Annotated in this window: 20 protein-coding genes and 1 tRNA gene; 7 read left to right on the top strand and 14 right to left on the bottom strand. The window is 64.9% G+C overall.

Going from position 1 to position 20,285, the window contains the following annotated elements; genetic code table 11:
• Position 1: 1 nt before the first annotated feature.
• Positions 2-1,513 (bottom strand): MFS transporter, encoded by a 1,512-nt coding sequence (locus tag SNAS_RS08045; RefSeq protein WP_013016907.1) that lies wholly within the window; start codon positions 1,511-1,513, stop codon positions 2-4.
• Between the two features lie 110 nt (positions 1,514-1,623).
• The gene (locus tag SNAS_RS08040) at positions 1,624-2,556 is read right to left on the bottom strand and encodes a TetR/AcrR family transcriptional regulator (protein ID WP_013016906.1); all 933 of its coding nucleotides are present in this window, start codon (positions 2,554-2,556) and stop codon (positions 1,624-1,626) included.
• A 99-nt stretch (positions 2,557-2,655) separates the two neighbouring features.
• Between SNAS_RS08040 and SNAS_RS08035 the strand changes: the two genes are divergently transcribed.
• Positions 2,656-3,120 (top strand): hypothetical protein, encoded by a 465-nt coding sequence (locus tag SNAS_RS08035; protein WP_013016905.1) that lies wholly within the window; start codon positions 2,656-2,658, stop codon positions 3,118-3,120.
• 57 nt (positions 3,121-3,177) lie between these two features.
• Here SNAS_RS08035 and SNAS_RS08030 read toward each other — a convergent pair whose 3' ends face one another.
• Both SNAS_RS08030 and SNAS_RS08025 read right to left on the bottom strand, forming a co-directional pair.
• Positions 3,178-3,684: a hypothetical protein gene (locus SNAS_RS08030; RefSeq protein ID WP_013016904.1), complete on the bottom strand. Its 507-nt coding sequence runs from the start codon at positions 3,682-3,684 to the stop codon at positions 3,178-3,180.
• 2 nt (positions 3,685-3,686) lie between these two features.
• Positions 3,687-4,133 carry a TipAS antibiotic-recognition domain-containing protein gene (locus SNAS_RS08025; RefSeq protein WP_013016903.1) on the bottom strand — a complete coding sequence of 149 codons (447 nt, stop codon included), beginning with the start codon at positions 4,131-4,133 and terminating at the stop codon, positions 3,687-3,689.
• A 65-nt stretch (positions 4,134-4,198) separates the two neighbouring features.
• Between SNAS_RS08025 and SNAS_RS08020 the strand changes: the two genes are divergently transcribed.
• The gene (locus SNAS_RS08020) at positions 4,199-4,600 is read left to right on the top strand and encodes a hypothetical protein (protein WP_013016902.1); all 402 of its coding nucleotides are present in this window, start codon (positions 4,199-4,201) and stop codon (positions 4,598-4,600) included.
• A 50-nt stretch (positions 4,601-4,650) separates the two neighbouring features.
• The gene (locus SNAS_RS08015; protein ID WP_013016901.1) at positions 4,651-5,580 is read left to right on the top strand and encodes an aldo/keto reductase; all 930 of its coding nucleotides are present in this window, start codon (positions 4,651-4,653) and stop codon (positions 5,578-5,580) included.
• A 47-nt stretch (positions 5,581-5,627) separates the two neighbouring features.
• Here the strand turns inward: SNAS_RS08015 and SNAS_RS08010 are convergent, their stop codons facing one another.
• From SNAS_RS08010 to SNAS_RS07980, 7 genes are all read right to left on the bottom strand, one after another.
• A complete protein-coding gene (locus SNAS_RS08010) occupies positions 5,628-6,947 on the bottom strand; it encodes an outer membrane protein assembly factor BamB family protein (protein WP_013016900.1) in 1,320 nt (439 codons plus the stop codon).
• Positions 6,944-8,248 (bottom strand): outer membrane protein assembly factor BamB family protein, encoded by a 1,305-nt coding sequence (locus SNAS_RS08005; RefSeq protein WP_013016899.1) that lies wholly within the window; start codon positions 8,246-8,248, stop codon positions 6,944-6,946. The genes SNAS_RS08010 and SNAS_RS08005 overlap by 4 nt, the downstream gene beginning before the upstream one ends.
• Positions 8,249-8,488: 240 nt before the next feature.
• On the bottom strand, positions 8,489-8,944 hold the full coding sequence (locus SNAS_RS08000; protein WP_013016898.1) for an ester cyclase: 456 nt from the start codon (positions 8,942-8,944) through the stop codon (positions 8,489-8,491).
• 68 nt (positions 8,945-9,012) lie between these two features.
• Positions 9,013-9,240 (bottom strand): hypothetical protein, encoded by a 228-nt coding sequence (locus SNAS_RS07995; RefSeq protein WP_013016897.1) that lies wholly within the window; start codon positions 9,238-9,240, stop codon positions 9,013-9,015.
• Positions 9,241-9,271: 31 nt separating this feature from the next.
• Positions 9,272-10,609, bottom strand: a complete 1,338-nt coding sequence (locus SNAS_RS07990; protein WP_013016896.1) for a TRAP transporter large permease subunit — start codon at positions 10,607-10,609, stop codon at positions 9,272-9,274.
• A 46-nt stretch (positions 10,610-10,655) separates the two neighbouring features.
• Positions 10,656-11,744 (bottom strand): HpcH/HpaI aldolase/citrate lyase family protein, encoded by a 1,089-nt coding sequence (locus SNAS_RS35700; protein ID WP_013016895.1) that lies wholly within the window; start codon positions 11,742-11,744, stop codon positions 10,656-10,658.
• Positions 11,744-12,958 (bottom strand): CaiB/BaiF CoA transferase family protein, encoded by a 1,215-nt coding sequence (locus SNAS_RS07980; protein WP_013016894.1) that lies wholly within the window; start codon positions 12,956-12,958, stop codon positions 11,744-11,746. Before SNAS_RS07980 ends, SNAS_RS35700 begins: the two co-directional genes overlap by 1 nt.
• Positions 12,959-13,055: 97 nt before the next feature.
• On the opposite strand from SNAS_RS07980, the gene SNAS_RS07975 reads away from it, so the two are divergent.
• Positions 13,056-13,721 (top strand): GntR family transcriptional regulator, encoded by a 666-nt coding sequence (locus tag SNAS_RS07975; RefSeq protein ID WP_013016893.1) that lies wholly within the window; start codon positions 13,056-13,058, stop codon positions 13,719-13,721.
• A 4-nt stretch (positions 13,722-13,725) separates the two neighbouring features.
• On the opposite strand, the gene SNAS_RS37520 is transcribed toward SNAS_RS07975, so the two are convergent.
• Positions 13,726-14,178: an MFS transporter gene (locus tag SNAS_RS37520; protein WP_425281037.1), complete on the bottom strand. Its 453-nt coding sequence runs from the start codon at positions 14,176-14,178 to the stop codon at positions 13,726-13,728.
• Between the two features lie 595 nt (positions 14,179-14,773).
• Here SNAS_RS37520 and SNAS_RS33850 point away from each other — a divergent pair.
• The 3 genes from SNAS_RS33850 (at position 14,774) to SNAS_RS37335 (ending at position 18,821) form a co-directional block, all read left to right on the top strand.
• Positions 14,774-16,402 carry a GmrSD restriction endonuclease domain-containing protein gene (locus SNAS_RS33850; RefSeq protein WP_211207340.1) on the top strand — a complete coding sequence of 543 codons (1,629 nt, stop codon included), beginning with the start codon at positions 14,774-14,776 and terminating at the stop codon, positions 16,400-16,402.
• A 357-nt stretch (positions 16,403-16,759) separates the two neighbouring features.
• Positions 16,760-18,073, top strand: a complete 1,314-nt coding sequence (locus SNAS_RS07965) for a DNA cytosine methyltransferase (RefSeq protein ID WP_013016891.1) — start codon at positions 16,760-16,762, stop codon at positions 18,071-18,073.
• Positions 18,021-18,821, top strand: coding sequence for a very short patch repair endonuclease (locus tag SNAS_RS37335; protein ID WP_341871786.1), 801 nt, complete (start codon positions 18,021-18,023; stop codon positions 18,819-18,821). Before SNAS_RS07965 ends, SNAS_RS37335 begins: the two co-directional genes overlap by 53 nt.
• A gap of 13 nt (positions 18,822-18,834) precedes the next feature.
• Here the strand turns inward: SNAS_RS37335 and SNAS_RS33840 are convergent, their stop codons facing one another.
• Both SNAS_RS33840 and SNAS_RS07955 read right to left on the bottom strand, forming a co-directional pair.
• Entirely contained in the window at positions 18,835-19,683 is an 849-nt protein-coding gene (locus SNAS_RS33840; protein WP_169313862.1) for an Eco29kI family restriction endonuclease, read from the bottom strand.
• Positions 19,684-20,113: 430 nt separating this feature from the next.
• Positions 20,114-20,200 (bottom strand) — tRNA-Leu (locus tag SNAS_RS07955).
• Positions 20,201-20,285: the final 85 nt, after the last annotated feature.

The following is a 20,285-nucleotide window of genomic DNA, read 5'->3' as shown; positions in this document are numbered from 1 at the left end:
CTCACACCTGTGAGGTCTCCAGTTCCGCTTCGGCGCTTGCCTCCTCCACGGGACCGGAAGTCTTGCGGCGCAACACGATCAGCGCGAACACCGCACCCAGGACCGACATCGCGGCCGCGACGGTGAACACGGTGGACTGGCTTTCCAGGAACGCGTCCCGGGCGACGCGGACCAGGTCGGTCGCGCCGGTCCGCTCGGCCAGTGCCAGCGCGTCGGTCAGCGAACCCCGGGCGGCTTCGGGCACATCGGACGGCAGCGCGTCGGTGTAGGCCGAGGACAGCACGCTGCCCAGCGCCGCGACGCCCAGGGCCATGCCGCCCTGCTGGATGGTGTCGTTGACGGCCGAGCCGACCCCGGCGTGCTCCGGCGGGATGGCGCTGGTGAGGGTGGCGTACACCGCCGGGGTGGTCAGACCGGTGCCGACACCGACCGTGACCAGGCCCAGGATCAGCCAGCCGTAACCGTCCTCGGGCCCGGTCATCGACAGGATCACGAAGGATCCGGCGATCACCAGCAGCCCGACCACGGTCAGGGTCTTGTTGCTGATGTGCTTGCCGACGGTGGCGGCCAACGGGTTGACGATGCCCACGACCACGGCCATCGGCGCGAAGGCCAGCGCCGAGGTCATCGGGCTGAAGCCCAGCACCAGTTGCAGGTACTGCGTCAGCGCCAGCATCACTGCGCCGTTGGTGAACACGATCAGCACGCAGGCCAGGCTGGCGCCGGTGAAGTCGCGGCTGCGGAAGATCCCCAGCGGCAGCATCGGGTACTCGCGCTTCAGTTCCCACACGACGAAGACGGCCAGGATGACCACGGCGGCGACGGCGGCGGCCACGACGCGGTTCGACCAGCCCTCGTGCGGGATCTGGATGAGCGCGAACACCAGCGCGGCCATGCCGGCCACCGACAGCACCGCGCCGACCGGGTCGGACGGGCGGGCCGGGCCCTTGGACTCGGGGATCAGGATCACGGCGGAGATGATGCCGATGATGGCCAGCGGCACGTTGATGAGGAAGGCCGAGGCCCAGCCGAAGTGCTCCAGCAGCAAACCGCCCGCGGCCGGGCCGAGCACGATGCCGAGCATGGAGACCATGCCCCAGATCGACATGGCCTTGCGGCGTTCGTCGTCTTCGAAGACGTTGATCAGGATCGACAGGGTGCTGGGCATCGCGATCGCGGCGCCGAGACCCATCACGGCGCGGCAGGCCACGACCTGCCACGGTTCCTCGGCGAAGGCCGCCAACAGTGACGCCACCCCCAGGATGCTCAACCCGATGTTGAGGAACCTTCGCCTGCCGAAGCGGTCGGACATGCTTCCGGCGGTCAGCAGGGCACCGGCGAACACCAGGATGTAGGCGTCGAGGATCCACTGGACCGACGCGGGGCTGGCCCCCAGATCACTCATCAGGGCCGGGATCGCGAGCGTCAGGATCATGTTGTCGATGGTCAGCACGAGCAGGCTCAGGCACAGGGCGCCGAGGATCCACCATCGGCGCGGGTTCTTGGTTGTCATCGCGGGAACTCCTATCGGGCGTTTCGGTTACGTCCGATACGTTGCCCGCGACCGCTGATATCCGGCCCACGCGCGGCTGACACGGCGCGGGCGGGCGATGTCAGCGCGTCTCAGTCACCGGCGCCGCGCGCGTCGATCAGCAGCGCGACCCCGTCGAGGATCCGGGCGAGCCCGAAGGCGAAGCCCCCGTCGGGCGCGTAGGCCGCCCCGTGGTCCCGCCCCGCGGCGGCCCCCACCCGGGCAGCGGTCGGAAACCGCTCCCGATCCGCGAACGCGGCCAGCAGCGGCGCGTGGGCCCGCCACCACTGCTCCTCGGTCATACCGCTGTCGCGCAACGACTCGGCGGCCTCCACGACCCGTCCCGCCGACGACACGACGTGCCCGCCGATCAGCGCGACCACTTCGTCCATCTCGACGTCCGACAGCCCCGACCCGTCGATGGCGGCCAACTCGCGCTCGTACTTGGCAGCCGCGCCCGGCCCCAGCACCGCCCGCCCGGTCGGCAACCGCAGCAACCACGCGTGCGCCACGTGAGCCTGAAACGAGTCCCGAGCCACCGCCCCCAACCGCCGCCGCCACCCCGGCTCAACCCCGTCGGCCGCTCCAGCTCCAGCTCCAGCTCCAGCTCCAGCTCCAGCTCCAGCTCCAGCTCCAGCTCCAGCTCCAGCTCCAGCTCCAGCTCCAGCTCCAGCTCCAGCTCCAGCTCCAGCTCCAGCTCCAGCTCCAGCTCCAGCAGTATTGTCGGCCAGTCCGGCTTCGGCTATCTCCGCGTAGACGGTGTCGACCATGACCTCGATCAGATCGTCCTTGCCGGGCACGTAGGTGTACAGCGACATGGTGCCCACGCCCAGCCGCTCCGCCACCTTGCGCATCGACAGGGCCGCCACTCCGGACTCGTCCGCCAGCGCCATCCCCGCCGCCACGATCTTGGCCAGGTTCAGCTCGTGTTTCCCGCGCCGCGCCGAATGCGTCCGGTCGCCCCACAGCAGCCCCAGCCGCCGCGCCGGATCCGTGGGTTCGGTCTTCTCGTTCTTGCCTCTCATTGTGTCCCTGACCATATCCGACCCCCAAAATCGGCTTACCCGTACGTTGTACGGTACAATGTACGGGTGAGAGCGATCCCGCGACGAAGGAGTTCCCCCATGGCCACCACGTTCCTGACCGCAGACCCCTCCGTCACCGGCTACACCCCCACCGACGCCGAACTGGCCGAAGTCCGCGACTGGTTCCAGCGCTACGACACCCACGGCGCCAAGGGCGAGGTGGAGCACATGGCCGACATGGCCGACTTCCCCATCAACCTGGTCACCGACGGCAGCGACGGCAACGCCTGGACCGGCTCGTGGAACCGCGAGGAGTTCCTGGCGGCCACCGCCCAGCAGGTGGGCGACGGCTCCGGCGACCTGACCTTCGAGTCCACCCGAGTGCCGTACTTCCTGACCGGCAGCCTCGTCATCGTCTTCACCGACTCGACGATGACGGCCGCGGGCCAGACCCACCGGCTGCGCTACGCCGACATCCTGACCCGCAAAGACGGAACCTGGCGGTTCCAGACGATGATCCAGGGCGGCTGGGCCGACATGCTCACCGGCGCCGCGAACGCCTGAGCCACAAGAAAAGGAGGGGTGGACGGCGATGCCGTCCACCCCTCCTTCACATCACGGTCACTCATTGTCGCGGATGTACCAGGAACCGTCCTCAAAGTACAACGGGTAGTCACCGAAGGGCTCGGAGAACGTGATCCCCAGCTCGATCGCCGACTCCGGGATGAACAGCTCGCCGGGCTTCGACTCCTCCACCTGCGAAGCGTCCACAGTAGCCTTGGTGAGTGCCTTGGCCTCGTTGTCGGGCATCTGCGCGAACATGAACCCGTACGCGGAGACGCATTCCTTCTGGCTGGCGAACATCTTCGCGGCCATCTCGCAGGCCCCCTTGGCGTCCCCCGAACCCACCGAGTGCATGTACTCCTCGAAGCGGGCGATCCCCGCCTCCTTGCTGTCGGGTTCGGGCGCGGACTCGGTGGTCTTCTCCTCCTTGTCCGACGGACTCTCCGAAGCCGAAGCGCTCGCCGACTCCGAGGCCTTGTCGTCCGGCTTGTCGTCGCAGGCCGTGGCACCCAGCACCGCGGCGAGACCGAGCGCGGCGACACAAACGCGAAGAATACGGGTCATCGCTACTCTCTCTCGGCGCGCGCGGCATTGGCCTTGACGGCGTCGCGCAGGAAGCCCGGCATCGTATGGGTCAGCCCCTCGTAGCGAGCCCTGAAACTCGCGTCGTCCAACAGGGTCGTCACCAGCATGACGTGATGCGCGTGCGAGCACGGGTGGAACCACTTCTCCACCATGAGCCGCTGTTCCTCCATCAGGTCCATGGCCTCGGCACCGTCCGGCGCGGCCCCGCTGGTGATGACCCGGACGCACCGCACCTCCCAGTCCTCCTGCTCGGCGCGGATCTCCTGCCACTCGACGATCCCGTACTCCAGCACCCGCTCGGCGGTCTCGGCCCACGAGGCGGTGTCGCCCCACTTCGCCTCGGCCTCGTCGAGGTAGGAGTGCGGCAGGAAGTCGCCGAAGATGTCGTGCTGTTCGGCACGGCTGAGCAGAAAGACCATTGAAGTCATGCCCCTATCCTGCACCGAGACTGATATTCTTCGCCGCCCAATATCCCTCTCCTTAGGAAACGACCTTGGGTAAGAAACCCTTCATCCTGATGGCGCTCGGCATCTTCCTCATCGTGGGCGCGTTCACCTTCGGCGTATCGGATCCGACCTGCGGCTCGGGTCGGGGCGCACCGACCATGAGCCCCGGCGAGGTCTGCGTCAACGAGTCCACCGGCGAGAAGCAGACCTACGACGAGGCCAAGGCCCAACAGAACAAGCAGATCCGGATCGGCCTGCCCATCGTGGGCGGGATCATGATCGTCTACGGCGCCTTCACCGCGATCAAACGCAAGCGCGACCCGAACTGGCGCACCGCCAACGCCAAGGCTCAGCCCGTCGCGGCGGGACAGCCGGTGGCCCCCGGCCAGCCCGTACCGCCACAGCAGCCGCACGGCGGCCAGCCCCCGCAGGCGCCGCCCGCGCCGTAGTCCCCGACCCTCACGACGACGGCGGGTGCCGGTTGCCGCAGGATGGGACCATGAAAACGTTGTCCTTTCCCAACAGCAAGGTACCCGCCTCCAACATCGTCCTGGGACTGATGCGGATCGGCACGCTGACCGACGAGGCGATCCGCGCCCTCGTCGGCACCGCCCGGGACACCGGCATCACCGTGTTCGACCACGCCGACATCTACGGTTCCGAACGCCATCAGTGCGAGGCCCGGTTCGGCGAGGCGATGGCCCTCACCGCGACCGAGCGCGAATCGATGATCATCCAGAGCAAGGTCGGCATCCGCGAGGGTTACTTCGACTTCTCGACCGAGCACATCCTGCGCTCGGTCGACGAGACCCTGGCGGCGCTGCGCACCGACTACCTCGACGTTCTGCTGCTGCACCGTCCCGACACGCTCGTCGAACCCGACGAGGTCGCCGCCGCCTTCGACCAGCTCCACCAGGCGGGCAAGGTGCGCGACTTCGGCGTCTCCAACCACACGCCCGGCCAGATCGAGCTGCTCAAGACCGCGGTGCGGCAGCCGCTCATCGCCAACCAGGTGCAGCTGAGCATCACCCACGCGCCGATGATCGCCTCGGGCATTGCCGCCAACATGTCCGGACTGGACCAGTCCATCGACCGCGACAACGGCATCCTCGACTACTCGCGACTGCACGGCATGACGCTGCAGGCGTGGTCGCCGTTCCAGAAGGGATTCTTCGACGGCGTCTTCCTCGGCGACCGCGAGAACTACGCCGACCTCAACGACGCCATCGACGAGCTGGCCGCGAAGTACGAGGTGACCCCGACCGGCATCGCCGTCGCCTGGATCACCCGTCACCCGGCGAACATGCAGGTGGTCCTGGGCACCACCAACCCGACCCGGGTCGCCGACTCCGCGGCGGGCTCGGACATCCCGCTCACCCGCGAGGAGTGGTACCGGCTGTTCCGCACCGCCGGGCACACCGTTCCCTAGTAGCGATCCACGGCGGCTGAGTCGCGGCGATCAACGGTCGCCACGACTCAGATTTCTACTTTGTGGACGGACATGATGTCGGTTTCGGCGAAGTTTTCGGCGATGCGGACGAAGGCGGCGTAGTCGTCGGTGATGTCGGCCAGGCTTCCGGGCAGCTGTTCGGCGATGGTCTTGCCCGAGGTGTCGAGCACGGTGAGCTCGTTCCGCTGATCGACGAGGCGCTCGACGAAGATTCGTCCCTTGTAGATTCCACTGAGCTCGTCCCGGTCCGTGCCGCTGACCTGGGAGGCCTTCGCGGTGGAATCGGTGACCTCGATGATGCTGATCACCGACGCTGGCGCACTGTCCGTGTCCTTCGACGATTGACAGGCCAGTGTGGACTCACCGTCGAAGTAGCATTCCGTCGCGGCGATCGCCAGTTTCGCCCGTTGATCGCCGGACTTCGGATCGAGTATGAGGACGGAACCGCCGGAGTCGACGACGGCGGCGTCGTTGGTGGCCGTCAGCACGTCGGGGTCCTTGTCGTGATCCAGTTCCCAGCGCGTCTTGCCACTGGACACCTTCAACCCCATGGCGGTGACATGGTCGAGGTTGTCGCCGTCGGGTTTGAACTTGTCGACGATGACGGTGTCGTCGATGATGGCCGCCGCTTCCAGCCATTCCTTCTGCCAGACGACCTCGCGCTTCTTGTAGTCCACCATGACCAGCTTGCTGACGTCTTCCTCGCCCGAATGGTCACTGAGGTCGACGGCCACATGCGAGTCACTCGTAGCCGCGAGGAACATGAAGTAGCCGTGCTGCGGCCCCGTAACGACGGGAACGCTCCACAACATGCTGCCATCCTTGAGGGACAGTGCCGCGATGCCGTTCTCCTCGCCGGACGACCCGTCCGCCAGGGTGGTGGGTTTGACGTATGCGACAAGGAGCGCCTCGGCGTCGGCGCCGCCCAACGGATCGACCTCGGGATGGTCGGCGCGCAGACCGTCGCTGCCCTTGATGGTGTCGCCGTCGGTGAGTTCCCAGACGGTCTTCCCGGACTTCGCCTTGGCGACGGTGAGATGCTCCGCGGACTCATTGTCCCTGCGGACGAAGGCGACCTTGTCACCGAGGACGCTGGTGCCGCTGAACCGCAACGAGTCGGATCCGTCCTCATCGAGCGGCTTTTTACTCCACAATGGTTTTTCGCTGAACTCGATGGGGTCGGTCCGGCTCTTCTCCTTCTCGCCTTCGGATTCCGCGCTGGTCAGCGCCGAGGGCACCTCGGTGTCGGACTCGGACGAACAGCTCGTCGACAGCAGGGCCACCGCCGCCGCGACGGCGATCGCCATCCGGCTGATGCCGTTTCGCTTGCGTGCCACTGGGTTCACTTGCCCACCACCTTGTAGATTCCGGCCTTGCGGTATTCGTCGGTTTCTTCGTCCTCCGTCTGGAACACGGCGTACTTCTTCGTCATCGCCATCGGACGGCCGGGCAGGTCCTTCGCGACGATCTGGGCCTCGGCGTCGAGGATGTACCGGTCCTTGTAGATGCGGTTGGAGGCGACGGTGTCGACGAAGATGTGACCGTCGTACATGGACATGATCTTGAAGTCGTCGGTTTCCTCGGTGACCTGAATCGTGGTCACGGTCGCCTCACCACCGGATCGGCTGACTGTCGTGAACCTCGCCGCTCTGCTCGTGGCGCAGACGAACCGCGTCGTCTTCGCGGAGTCGAAGGCACAGTCGGGGCTCCCGTCGTCGAGTGTGGCGAGCTTCTTTCCGGTCCTGGTGTCACGGACCTCGACGTGATCGTCGGTGTCGACGTCGGAGTCGGTCATGGAGACCAGCGTCATCGACGCGTTGGCCACCATCGCGTGGCCGAGTCCGTCGCCCTTGTCCTTGTCCTTGACCTTCCATTTCTGTTCGCCGGACTCGATGTCCCAGGCTCGAACGTCACCGCCTCTGGGGCTGTCGCCGTGCCACGGCGGGTACTCCCGGTCGAGCGACTCCTGGCCGACCACGACGCCGTCGGTCACCGCGTGCGGCCACACCTTGTCCTGTTGCCACCGCTTGTCTCCGGTGGCGGCGTCCAGGGCGAACGCCTGGGCTCCGCCGCTGGTCGCCGCCAACACGGTGTCCCCGTCGGCCGTGATCGGATACACCCGCGGTGTCTCGGCCTCGTCCGTGTCGCCGCGCTTCAGCAGCGGTGCCGACCACAGCATCGAGCCGTCCGCGCCGGACAGGGCCGCGACACCCTGCTCGTCGGGCCGGTGATCCTCGTTGTCCTCGTCGAACTTGTTGTAGGCGACGACGACCGCCCAGTCCCCGCCGTCGTCGATGATCACCGGGGCCTTGTCGACGCCCCCGAACGGGCTGGGAACGGCATCGGTGATCAGCAGACCGTCACCGCCCGGCAGTTCCTGTTCTCCCGCGATCGACCAGCGCGTGTCACCGGTGGCGACGTCGGCGACCACCAGACGGGCGTCGTTTCCCCACTCTCCGATCAAGATCGCCGCGTCGCCCCGCAGCGCCGCGCCCTCGACGCTGTCGAGGTTCACGTCCTTGTGTGTCCACAGCGGCGGATTCTCGAACCGGATCGGGGACTCCTCCGGCCCGCCCGAACAGCCCGCCACCACGACACCGGCGGCGACCAGCACTCCACACAGGCCCACGCTCAGGCGACTTCTCATCCAGACCTCTCCCCACACGCGATCGAAGCCGGGATTCGTACTGGCCCTTGGCAACCGGTGAAACCGATGTCTCCGCCGGGGAGCGGGTTCGGGGGTCGGGCTCGGCGTCGACCTCCTCGGTCGCCGAGGTCAGCCTAGCCGCGAACGGCGTCGACGGCCCGCCGTCGATTCCCCGCGTTCGCGAAGTGGGGCCGAACGGCGGACCCCGTGTCGGTCATCGGGGTCCGGACGTCGCGGTCCTCAGGAGCCGCCGGGGATCCCGCCGGGCATGGCGCCCAGCTGTCGCAGCTGCGACAGCACGTCGACGACGCCCCAGGCCTCGGTGATCCGGCCGTCGGCGAACCGGAAGACGAAGATCTCCTTGTACGTGACGGTGTTGCCGGTGGGGGCCATGCCCAGGTACTCGCCCAGATGGGTGCCGGTGACGGTGTTGCGGCTGACCACCTTGTCGTCCTCCGCGATCAGGTCCTCGATCGCGACGTGCAGGTCGGGGTAGGCGCGGCGCAGCGTCTGGAAGACCTCCTTGATGGAGTCGGCGCCCGTCGACTTCAACGGCAGCGGCGTGTGCAGTTTCAGGTCCGGATCGACGAAGTCGTCGATCAGCTTCTGGATCAGCGGCGCGTCGGCGGCGCCGTTGAGGGCGTCGTGGAACCGCCGGTAGGTCTCCTTGTTGTGCGCCGCACTGGTTGTCGTCATGTCGTCCTCCTCGGACCGGGTTTCTCGGTTACCCATCCGACGAGACGGCCGCGCGAGATGTGAGGTCCTCAGTCCGAGGTATCCCAGCCCTTCAGGTAGGACAGGACGAACCCCAGCAGTCCGGCGAGCCCGGCCAGCACGTACGTCGGGGTGCCGACCCAGGTCACCGCGCCCTCCACCAGCGGGCCGTTGCCGCCGACCAGGCCGACGGCCTGGGTGGCGACCACGATCGCGCCGCCGAGCAGGAACAGCAGCAGGCTCGTCCGAAACGCGCCGTCCAGTATTCGCGTGATCATCGTGGACTCCTTATCAGTCTGTCGAGGGTTTCTAGACCGGCAGCGCGCCGATGGCGACCAGCGAGCCGATGACCAGGATCGGCAGCACGTACCAGACCACCAGCGGGACGAAGGTGCGCGCCGGGTTCACGCCGGAGATGCCGCTGGCGATGTAGATCGGTGCCGCGCCGGGTGGCGAGGCGCCCTCGGTGGAGGCGAAGATCAGGATCGCGACCGCGGCGGGGATCGGCGAGACACCCGCGGACATGAGGGTGGTGAACGCGACCGGGCCGATCGCGGCGATCGTGGCGGTGCCGGTCAACGGCGCGGCGACACCGACCACCAGCAGCCCGACGACCATCGACACGATGAAGGCGGGCGCGTCCAACTCGCCCAGCAATTTGGCCAGCTGTTCGGCCAGCCCGAGCTCGGTCAGGGTGGCCGCGGCGGCGAACGCGAAGAACAGCGTCGCGCCGATGACGGCGTAGCGCGGCCCGACCTCGCCCAAGAGCTTCCACCAGTCGGTGCCCCGACGGGGCAGGGCCCGGCGGCCCAGGATCAACCCGATGATCGTCACCAGGACCGGGATCCAGGTGATGATCGAGATCGCGTCGGCGGGGGCCTCGCCGATCCAGGAGATCACCGCGTCGCTGGTGAGGTCGGAGGTCAGCAGCACCGGCACGATGATGCCGACGAAGACCAGCAGGCTCGACCAGCCCGCGGCGAAGGTGCGTCCGAACGGTTCGATCATCGACGGGTCGACCGCGCCGATCTTGTCGCGGCGGACGAAGTAGAACATCAGCACCAGCCGGTACAGCAGCGTCCAGGCGCCACCGGCGAACAGCGCCAGGAACAGCTGGTCGGCGGTGACATAGCTGGCCACGGCGGCCGAACCGGTGAGGATGAACAGCGAGGAACTGGGCGGGATGGCGATGCCGAGCCCGGCGTTCCCGGCAACGACGGTCGCCGACAGCTTGGGGCTGAAGTTCGACTTGGCCATCCACGGGATGGTCACCGAGCCGACGGCGGCGGCGTTTCCGGAGCCGGAACCGGACACGGCTCCGAACATCGCCGCGGCGATCGTCGACACGTAACCGGCACCGCCCCGGCGTTTGCCGAGCAGTGAGTTGAGCATCGCGATCAGCTGGTCGACGACGCCGGTCTTGGACAGGACGAATCCCATGAAGACGAACGTCAACGCCGCGAACACGATCTCCTCGGTGGCGGCGGCTTTGATTCCCGCCCAGCCGACCTCGAGTATCGAGCCGCCGCCGAACGCGGCGACCGCGACGAAACCGATGATCATCGCCTCACCGATGTTGCGTTTCAGCAGTCCGTTCCACGCGATGATGACGACGATGTAGGCGACCAGCGCCCAGATGCCGAGCATGACAGGTATCCACTCCGTTGTAGGGGAAGGTGGCGGACGCGGCCCATCAACCGAGCCGTTCCGCGAGCTGGATGGTGCGTTTGGCGGACTCGACCATGGGTGCGTCGATGAACCGTCCGTCGGGCAGGGCGATCGCGCCGCTCCCGTCGGCCTCGGCACCAGCTGCCGCGGTCACCACCTCGTGGGCGCGACGCAGTTCGACCCCGTCGGGGGCGAACGCGGCGGTGATCGTCGACAGCTGTTTGGGGTGCAGGGCGGTGCGACCGAACATGCCGAGCGCCCGGCCCCGCGCACACGACTCGGCCAGACCCCGTGGGTCGGCCAGATCGGTGTAGACCGCCATCGCGGGGGCCGGTAGGCCCGCGGCGACGGCGGCGATGACGATGCGGCTGCGGATCCAGCCGAAGGACTCCTCGCCGCGCAGACCCAGCTCGGCGGCCAGGTCGGCCTCCCCGAGCGCGAGCCCGGCCACGGCCGGGTGGGCGGCGATGTCACGCGCGTACTCAACACCGATCGCGGACTCTAGCAGGCAGTGGACCGCCAGCGGCGCGTCCACATTAAGCATGTCGAGCGCCAGATCGACGTCCTGCGGCCCGGCGACCTTCGGCAACCGCACCGCGACCCGCCCGGCCCGCACCACGGGATGCGCCCCCAACGCGGCCAGGTCACGCGGGCCGAACTCACCGCGCGGATGGTTGACCCGGACCTGAACCACCGGCCGACAGTGCGGCCCCGACCGCCGCGCCCCGGCCTCGGCTCCACGCTCGCGCGAACCGCCCGATCGCCCGCGCTGCACCGGAATCGTCGGCACCCGCTCCACAGCGGACTCCGCCGGGCCCTCGCCCCGCTCCCCCGCCGACGAGCTCCGCTCGCTCGGCTCGGCCGAGCCGCTTGGGCTGCCGTCAGCCGACGTGCCCCGTTCGCCAAGCTCAGCCGAGCCGCTCGGACCCGCGTCGGCCTCGGCCAAGCCGTCCAGGAACGCCAGCACGTTCGCGCGCGCCTCCTCCTTGCGCCCGGCCAGCACCGCGTCCTCCAGGTCCACGATCACCGCGTCGGCCCCGCTCGCCATGGCCTTGGGCAACAGTTCCGGTCTGCTGGCCGGTGCGTACAGCGCGGTCACGATCGGCGTGTCCATCAGCCCACCACTCCCTTGTCCCGCAACGCCGCGATCTGCTCGGCGTCCAGTCCGGCCTCGGCCAGCACCTCGTCGGTGTGCTCCCCCAGCCGCGGCCCCGCCCACCGCACTTCCCCGGGCGTGTCGGACATCCGGAACATGACGTTCTGCATCGCCACGGAGCCAAGCTCCTCGTCGGGCACCTCCAGCACCGTCCCCAGTGCCCGAAACTGCGGATCGTCGACCACATCGGACACGTCATACACCGGCGCGATCGCCGCCTGGGCCTCGCTGAACGCCGCGATCACCTCCTCGGCGTCACGCTCCGCGATCCAGCCCCCGACCGCCGCGTCCAGCTCCTCCGCGTGCTCAGCCCGAGTGCGCCCCGACGAGAACCACGGCTCGTCCACCAGTTCCGGCCGCCCCACCAGGTGCATGACCCGCTCCGCGATCGACTGCGCGCTGGTGGAAACCGCCAGCCACCGCCCGTCCCGACTGCGATACGTATTGCGCGGCGAATTGTTCGACGACCGATTGCCGGTCCGCTGCGGGATCACGCCCAACGCCTGGAACGCGGTGATCTGCGGCCCCAGCACCGTCAGGATCGGCTCGATGATCGCCAGATCCACCACCTGCCCCCGACCGGTGTTCTCCCGCGCCCGCAGCGCGACCATGATCGCGTAAGCGCAGGCCAACGCCGCGATACCGTCCGCCAACGCCAACGGCGGCAGGGTCGGCGGCCCGTCCGGCTCCCCGGTCATCGACGCGAACCCACTCATCGCCTCGGCCAGCGTCCCGAACCCGGGCTCGCCCGCCATCGGCCCGATCTGCCCGAACCCTGTCACCCGCGAGATCACCAACCGCGGGTTCGCCTCCAGCAACGACTCCGGCGCCAGGTTCCAGCGCTCCAAGGTCCCCGGCCGAAAGTTCTCCACGAGCACGTCGGCCTCGGCCAACAGCGCCCGCAACACCCCCTGCCCGTCCTCACTAGACAAATCGATCGCGACGGTGCGTTTGTTGCGCGACAACACCTTCCACCACAACCCCACCCCGTCCTTGGCGTGCCCATGCCCACGCGACGGATCCCCCCGCCGGGGATGTTCCACCTTCACCACGTCCGCGCCGAAGTCACCCAGCAACATCGCCGCGGTCGGACCGGCGAACAGCGTCGAGATATCCACGACCTTGATTCCACTAAGAGCCTCCACAACAATGCATCTTATAAGATGCATCATGCGCAATGTCAAGTTCTCGCGTTCGTAAATCCCAGGAAATGGACCCTCAACTACTGTTGACCCACACGTGTCACCACCACAGCGAAGGGACCCCAGCGTGGCCGCTCCAGGCACAGTCCACCCACGTCCGCCCGGCAGCAAGGCCGAGTACGTGCACGAGGTACTGCGCAACGAGATCATGAGCGGCCAACTCACCGCGGGCGCCGCCGTCCCCCAGGACGAGATCGCCCGCCGCCTCGGCGTCTCCATCACCCCGGTCCGAGAAGCCCTCCGCCGCCTCGAGAGCGAAGGCCTCATCTCCTACCGCCCCCACCGTGGCGCCACGGTCTCCGAGCTCAGCCAAGACGCCGCCCACGAGCTCTACCTCCTGCGCGGCGCCATCGAGGGCCTCTGCGCCCGCCTGGCCGCCGACCGCATCACCGACGCCGAACTCGCCGAACTCCACCGAATCCACGACCTCATGCTCACCGAACAAGCCAACGGCTCCGTCGAGAACCTGGCCGACCACAGCCGCCAGTTCCACGACCTGATCGCCCGCGCCGGCGGCCCCGCCTTCCTGGCCGACCACCTCAGCTCCATCTGGAAGAACCACCCGGTCCCCACCGAGAACTCCCTGTGGCACGACCCCACCGACGCCGCCCGCTTCCTGGAAGCCCACCGCGACCTCCTCGAAGCCCTCACCGCCCGCGACGCCACCCGAGCCGAGCGCGTCATGATCGACCACGTCGAACTGGCCGGAGCCGCCCGCACCACCCACCAATAACCCCTCAAACCACCCGCACCCCCGTCGACGCGCCCCTCCCCCACCACCGCGCCCCCACAAACCCCAACCAGCAAACCCCCAACAACACCCCACTGACCCACAACGAGAACCGAACCCCCGCCCCCATCGCCACCGCACCCCCCACCACGGGCCCCACCGCGTTCCCCAACTGCTGCGCCGAATTCTGCAACCCCAAAGCGGCACCCCGAACCCCCTCTGGCACAACAGCCACCAGGTACATGACCACCAAAGTCATCACCTCACACTGCACCGCCGCGTACATCAAATAGACCGTCGCGACCGTCGCCACACTCCCCATCCCCGCGAGCACACCCAACAACACCCCACTCCCGACGAAAACCACCGGCACCAACCGCCCATACCCAGCCCGATCCGCCAACCACCCCCACCCCAAGGCGAGCACCAACGCCAACAACCCGGCCAAACTCTGCAACACCCCAAAAATCCGCGCCACCGCCCGCGAATCGCCCTCCACCACCCTATTCGTCTAGCTTTCAGGTCGCCCTCGACACCGTAGCTGCCGGTAGCCGTCGACACACCGCCACACGGAAGCTGAGACGACTGCTGTGTTTTGTCCGTACTATCTCGCCGCGACGAGCCACCGCTAACACCACCCCATTAGGTAGTCCTCTTGCGGTGATGGGAAATCGACGTTGGAAGGCAATCATGACCGACGTGCCCATCGACGGCTTGGGGCCCGCTGCTGGCTAGTGCCCAGAGCCGGCGACCGATGGTCGGTGACGTCAAGTCGTGTCAGGGGGACTCACGTGGCCTTGCGACATGAACCCAAACTGATGGCGACCCCAAACGCATCCTTGGTGGCCATAGTTCTTACGGTTGACTCTCGAAGAACATTGCCTAAGGGCGACGGCGACAAGCATCCGATCGCTTCGAACAGCCGAACCTGGTTTGGCGCTCTCTCTTGTTGGCTGTGGACGAAAGCGCTTCGGGAAGTGCGACGTAGACTGTACGTCGATCGTTACCTCCCAAGCCCGGAATACCTGGAGGCCCCTTTGGCGAAAAAGCGGCTCGTGAACTTGGACGCGTTGATTCCTCGGGACGACTTTCTAGTATCGGCGACTGAGGCGATTCCGCCAGCGGACTTCGCAAGCAGCATGAAAGTCACCGATCTCGAGCGAGATTCGTTCACTTACCACACCTTGCGGAAACCCGATTTCCAGCGCGAGACCGCAAACTGGGATCCTGACAAGGTTGCTGAATTGGTGAAGAGCTTCCTCGAAGGTGACTTGATCCCGTCAGTGATCTTGTGGCGGTCATCCCACAGCGGCAACATCTTTGTCATCGATGGTGCTCATCGCCTTAGTGCGCTTATCGCGTGGGTGCACGATGACTACGGAGATAGCCACACCTCTACACGCTTCTTCGACAAGAACATCCCTGACGAGCAGAAACGAGCGGCTAAGGAGACCAGAGATCTCATAAGCAAGTCAGTCGGCTCTTTTGAGGACTTGCGGCAAGCTTCTAGGAACCCGGATACAGCGGATGAAGAACGAGTGCGTCTGGCTAGAAATCTTAGTGCCTACGCCCTAACTCTACAATGGGTACGTGGCGAACACGATAAAGCAGAGAGCTCCTTCTTCAAGATAAATCAACAAGCGACACCAATAGACAAGACAGAACTCGCAATAATCAAATCTCGACGCAAGCCAAATGCTGTGGCAGCAAGAGCGCTCCTTCGAGCAGGTACCGGCCACAAGTATTGGTCTGCGTTCAATCCTGAAATACAGGAAGAAATCGAATCGATCGCGGTTGAAGTATACGACCTATTGTTCAAACCTTCACTAGATCAGTCAATCAGGAACACTGATCTTCCCGTGGCCGGCAAGGGGTACTCGGCAGACAGCCTCAAGATGATTCTCGAGCTCGTGAACTACGTAAACAATATAAAGGATGAGATGTGGTTGGAGAATTCTCATGCTGCTCCAAGGCGCGGGAAGGCGGCAACGAGTACCTCACAACTCGAGAATGATGTTGATGGCGCCCAGACACTAGCCTTCATGAAGAGGGTCAGACGTGCGGCTTTGAGAATCGCTGGGAATCACCCAAGCTCGCTTGCGCTACACCCAGCGGTGTACTTCTACAGCGCGACCGGGCAGTTCCAACCATCGGCATTCCTGGCCACGATTCGATTTGTCTTGGAACTCACACAACGGAACCGACTAATCGAATTCACAAAAGTTAGAAGCAAGTTCGAAGAGTTCCTTGTGCAATATAAATACTTCATGAATCAACTTGTGCGCCAACATGGCGGTATCCCACGGTCGATCGATGCAATTCTTGTCATGTTTCAGGTTATCCTAGAGAACATCGCAACCGGAATTACAGACGGGGAGATCATCGAGGCGTTCAGCGGATTGGCCGTTTTGCGTCCGATAAAGGTACGGACGGCCGTCGATTATGAGCATAAGCGCGAATTTACTCGAGAAACAAAAGTTATGATCCGGCTTCAAGAAATCCTTGACAAAGCTTCGCTATGCGGCATATGTGGAAGCCGACTGCCCCTCAAGCTAAGTTCTGTCGATCACATTCTTAGGAAAGAAGATGGTGGCTTGGGTGAACCACGTAACGCGCAGTTGACGCATCCATATTGTAATTCGGGATTCAAAGAACACCTCAATTCGCTAACGATCGCAAACTGAGCCTTTGGTAGGTAGAGATCGCGGCAGCGCCCATCGGACACGCTGTATGTGGGAGTCGCGGTGACCGCTGCGGGCGCGGTGCGTCACGACTTGGGGGTTGGCCCCCTTTGATGAGCCTTCCTGTCGCGTCGGGACACGCGCGACATGACGTGTCCTTCCTCTGTCGTTCTTGTGCGGACTAGGCAGCCACGTGGGCGCGTCTTGTAGCGGACTTGGGTGAGGGGATCCTTGTGTGTTCGGGGGTTCTTCCACGCCATGGTGGCATGCTCTTTGAAAGCCGTCGCCTTGCCGGGCAATACCACGGTGACACACGGCAGAGCGCACAGAAGTGTCACAGCTCCGCGGTACGATTCGCGCATGTCACCTATCGACTCCCCCCGATCCAAGGCCCGGACGTGTGTCGAACTGTTCGCCGGGGCGGGTGGGTTGGCGATGTCCGTGCACGCTGCGGGTTTTCGCCCCCTACTGGTCAATGAGTTCGCCAAGCGTGCTTGTGAGACCTTGCGCGCGAACGGGGCGGTCGATCGTGGCGATGATCTGAGTGTTCCCGATCCTGGCGGTCCGTGGCCGCTAGTTGAGGGGGATGTGCGTCAGGTCAAGTTCGAGTATCTCGCGGAGGCGGGGGTCGATGTCTTGGCTGGTGGGCCGCCTTGTCAGCCGTTCAGTCTCGGCGGGGCGCATAAGGGGGTGGAGGACGAACGGAACATGTTCCCACAGATGTTCCGCGCGATCCGTGAGATGCGGCCCAAGGCCGTCATCTGTGAGAACGTGAGAGGACTTCTGCGGCCTTCGTTCAAACCCTACTTCGACTACATCCTTCGCGAACTCGAGTTGCCGTTCCTGGAACGCGCGGAGGACGCGTCGTGGGACCAGCATGACGCGATTCTCAAACGGGCGGTCGCGGGTTCTCGCTCGGTGGCGGATGAACGCTACGACGTCTATTTGACCCCGGTCAACGCCGCTGACTTTGGCGTCCCGCAGATCCGACAACGTGTCATCATCGTCGCCTTTCGCTCCGACCTTCGGGTCGATTGGGATAGTTTTCGCCCGAGGCCTCGGTACTCGGGGGAAGCGCTGTGGGCGTCGATGCGAGATGGCTCCTATTGGGATCGACACAAGGTACCGTCCCGTGTACGGCGTCGCGTGATGCGTGAATTGCCCGACGCTCCACTCGTCGAGGACGGCCTGAAGCCGTGGCGAACGTTGCGCGACGCTATTCAGGGCATCGACGACAACACTGGCAAGCCGTTGCCGTCGATCCCGGCGAAGTCGCTGGACAGGACCGAGTACCACCATGGCGGCTTCACCGAACACATAGGGTGGCCTGACGCACGAAAGTACACCGGACACACTCCCAACCTGCTCGATCGTCCCGCCAAGACAGTAAAGGCTGGAGTACACGGGGTACCGGGAGGTGAGTCCGTCATGGAACTGGATGACCCCGAATACGACGGCAAGGGATATAGGTACATGACGGTGCGCGAGACCGCCCGAGTCATGACATTCCCCGACGATTGGACGCTCGCGGGACCTCGAGGGGAGAAGATGCGCCAGCTCGGCAACGCAGTACCGGTCCGGCTCGGTCACGTCTTCGCCAAAGCCGTCGCCCGTGCCTTGGATGCCGCGGATGCGCGTGAGTGGAGTTCAAATGGCCGAACAGCGAGAAACTAGGTGGAAGGAGCGGATTCCTCCGAACCGAGCGTGGAAGCCTAGGGTCGGGACGACGGCGAAGTCCCGCGCGGCCGAACAAGACCGGGCGGCAGGTGGCCGATCCCATCGAACGGTCGAGACCTCCGATGGGGGGTGTGCTCGCGCCTCGGTGGCGTTGCGCCTTTACCGACGGACCAGACGAATCCGCGCTTACCTCCGCTGGTCGGAAGGAGGTAGAACGCGAGAGCGATACATCGGTGAAGTCGACGGCGTGACGCGCGCCCAAAATCTGAACTTGGCATGGGGTCTCGCCCACTCCGCTGGGCTAGCCGGAGAACGACCACTTCCAGATTTCTCGTGGGCAAGCACTGTGGCGACCCGAGTGATCATGCGTGCCAACAAGTCCCGCGACACCGCTCCCGAACTACGACTACGGTCCAAGTTGCATCGAATGGGCTTGAGATACCGCGTCTCAATTCGACCGATCCCCAATCTTAGGCGCACCAGCGACATCGTCTTTCCCAAGGCACGCGTAGCGGTGTTCGTGGACGGTTGCTACTGGCATGGTTGCCCCGACCACCATCGTCCGGCCCAACGGAATGCCGAATTCTGGTCCACGAAGATCGCCGCGAATCGTGCTCGTGACGCCGACACCAACCGTCGTCTTGCTGAGGCGGGGTGGACTGTCCTCCGTTTTTGGGAACACGACGATCTCGATCAAGCGGCTATCGCGGTTTCCGAGGCCGTACGTGCGCGATGTGCGTCCTGAGGCCCAGCGGATATCAGACGTCGAATTCGAGCGTCTGGTCGAATGAATTTGGCTGCTCGACTCTATAGTCCGAGGGGTCAATCGTGAGACCCATCCGTTCGACCTCGGAGAAGAAACGCCCCTCATCGAATATGCGGTTTCTCTTGTCGGGATCGCTTTTCTTAGCTGGAGCCCATATGACTGGTGGACGATTCTCGCGCAGCACGGACAATGCCGCCTCACGTCGCGCGCTTTCATGCATCAGACTGATCTCGATCCCCCGCTCAACGAAACTCAACATCTCGTCCTTGGTGAAGCTTCGATTGGGCCATTCGCCTGCCCTTGCTCTACCAGGGTGGATTGTGTCCCAAACGGAACGCGCGTTCTTCCTTGCTCCGCCTGGGGGATTGGAACCGAATCCGTTCATGATCGCATTCCATAGCACAGGACGATACTCCCGAAAGAGCGCTCGTTCTCCCAAGACGATCCAAGCGTCTTCGAGCGAAAGGAACCGGACCCGAAAATCCGCTCGCGATATCGTTGCGTCGCTCGACATCTCAACTTCGCTGACGCTTCTCGCGTGTTTGTCTATGCGTTCCCAAAGCTTGTCGGTTCCGTAGTCTGGTTCATAACCATAGCTACTACTGCCAGCTTCGGCCTTCCCCACATAGACTGGAACGTTGGAATCACGCAATGGCGCGTACAGCGGAAAGTCACCGACCCAGTAGATCGCGTACAAACCCGCGCCAAGGAAACGTCCGGGTGGGAAGGGGTGTGGGCTCTGCTCTTCCAACTTTTCGCGCAAGAGCTTCCCAATCTGTGTTGGGTCGAGCGGGTTGAATCGCTCTGGGTTGGGGATACCCGGATTCTTTCGAAATGACACGAACATATTCTAGAGGTCGCGTGACGATTCCGACAGCAAGGTTTTTCGCCATTTGAAACTCAAATCAACTCGGGCCGAACTCCCAGATCACCTCGACTAACTGCCGCAGACGCACAAGGTGGCCTGTTGTGATGGCCCTTCGAGCACACTGAAGCAACGCTTCGCGCAAGCCTGCGAGAAAGAACAGCACGTCCTGATTCCCGATCAGGAACTTCTTGACGTACGGTCCACAACAACAATCGACCTGGCCGAGGTGCCCGGGCCGCGCACCCAGAAGCTGATTCAGGCAACCTGTCTGGAAATTAGAGACAACCACATCTACGACGTCACGTCGCGGGCGACGTCCCCAGCCCCACATCAGCCAGCCACTGAAGGTGTAGCTGGCGCCCGCCCTCACACGGCATCGAGGCCGCAGGCGTAAGCGTTTGCTTGGTGCCCAGGACGAGACTCGAACTCGCACGCCGTAATCCGGCAACTGCTTTTAAGGCAGTCGTGTCTCCCTTTCCACCACCTGGGCCGGGGGGATGAGAGCCACGGTAGCCGTGTTCAGTGGTTCACGACACTGCGGAAAACCGGCATATGGGGTGTATGGGGCGAGAGTT

It is taken from the genome of Stackebrandtia nassauensis DSM 44728, from assembly GCF_000024545.1.
GTDB lineage: Bacteria > Actinomycetota > Actinomycetes > Mycobacteriales > Micromonosporaceae > Stackebrandtia > Stackebrandtia nassauensis.
This window is presented reverse-complemented; position numbering and strand designations above follow the sequence as displayed.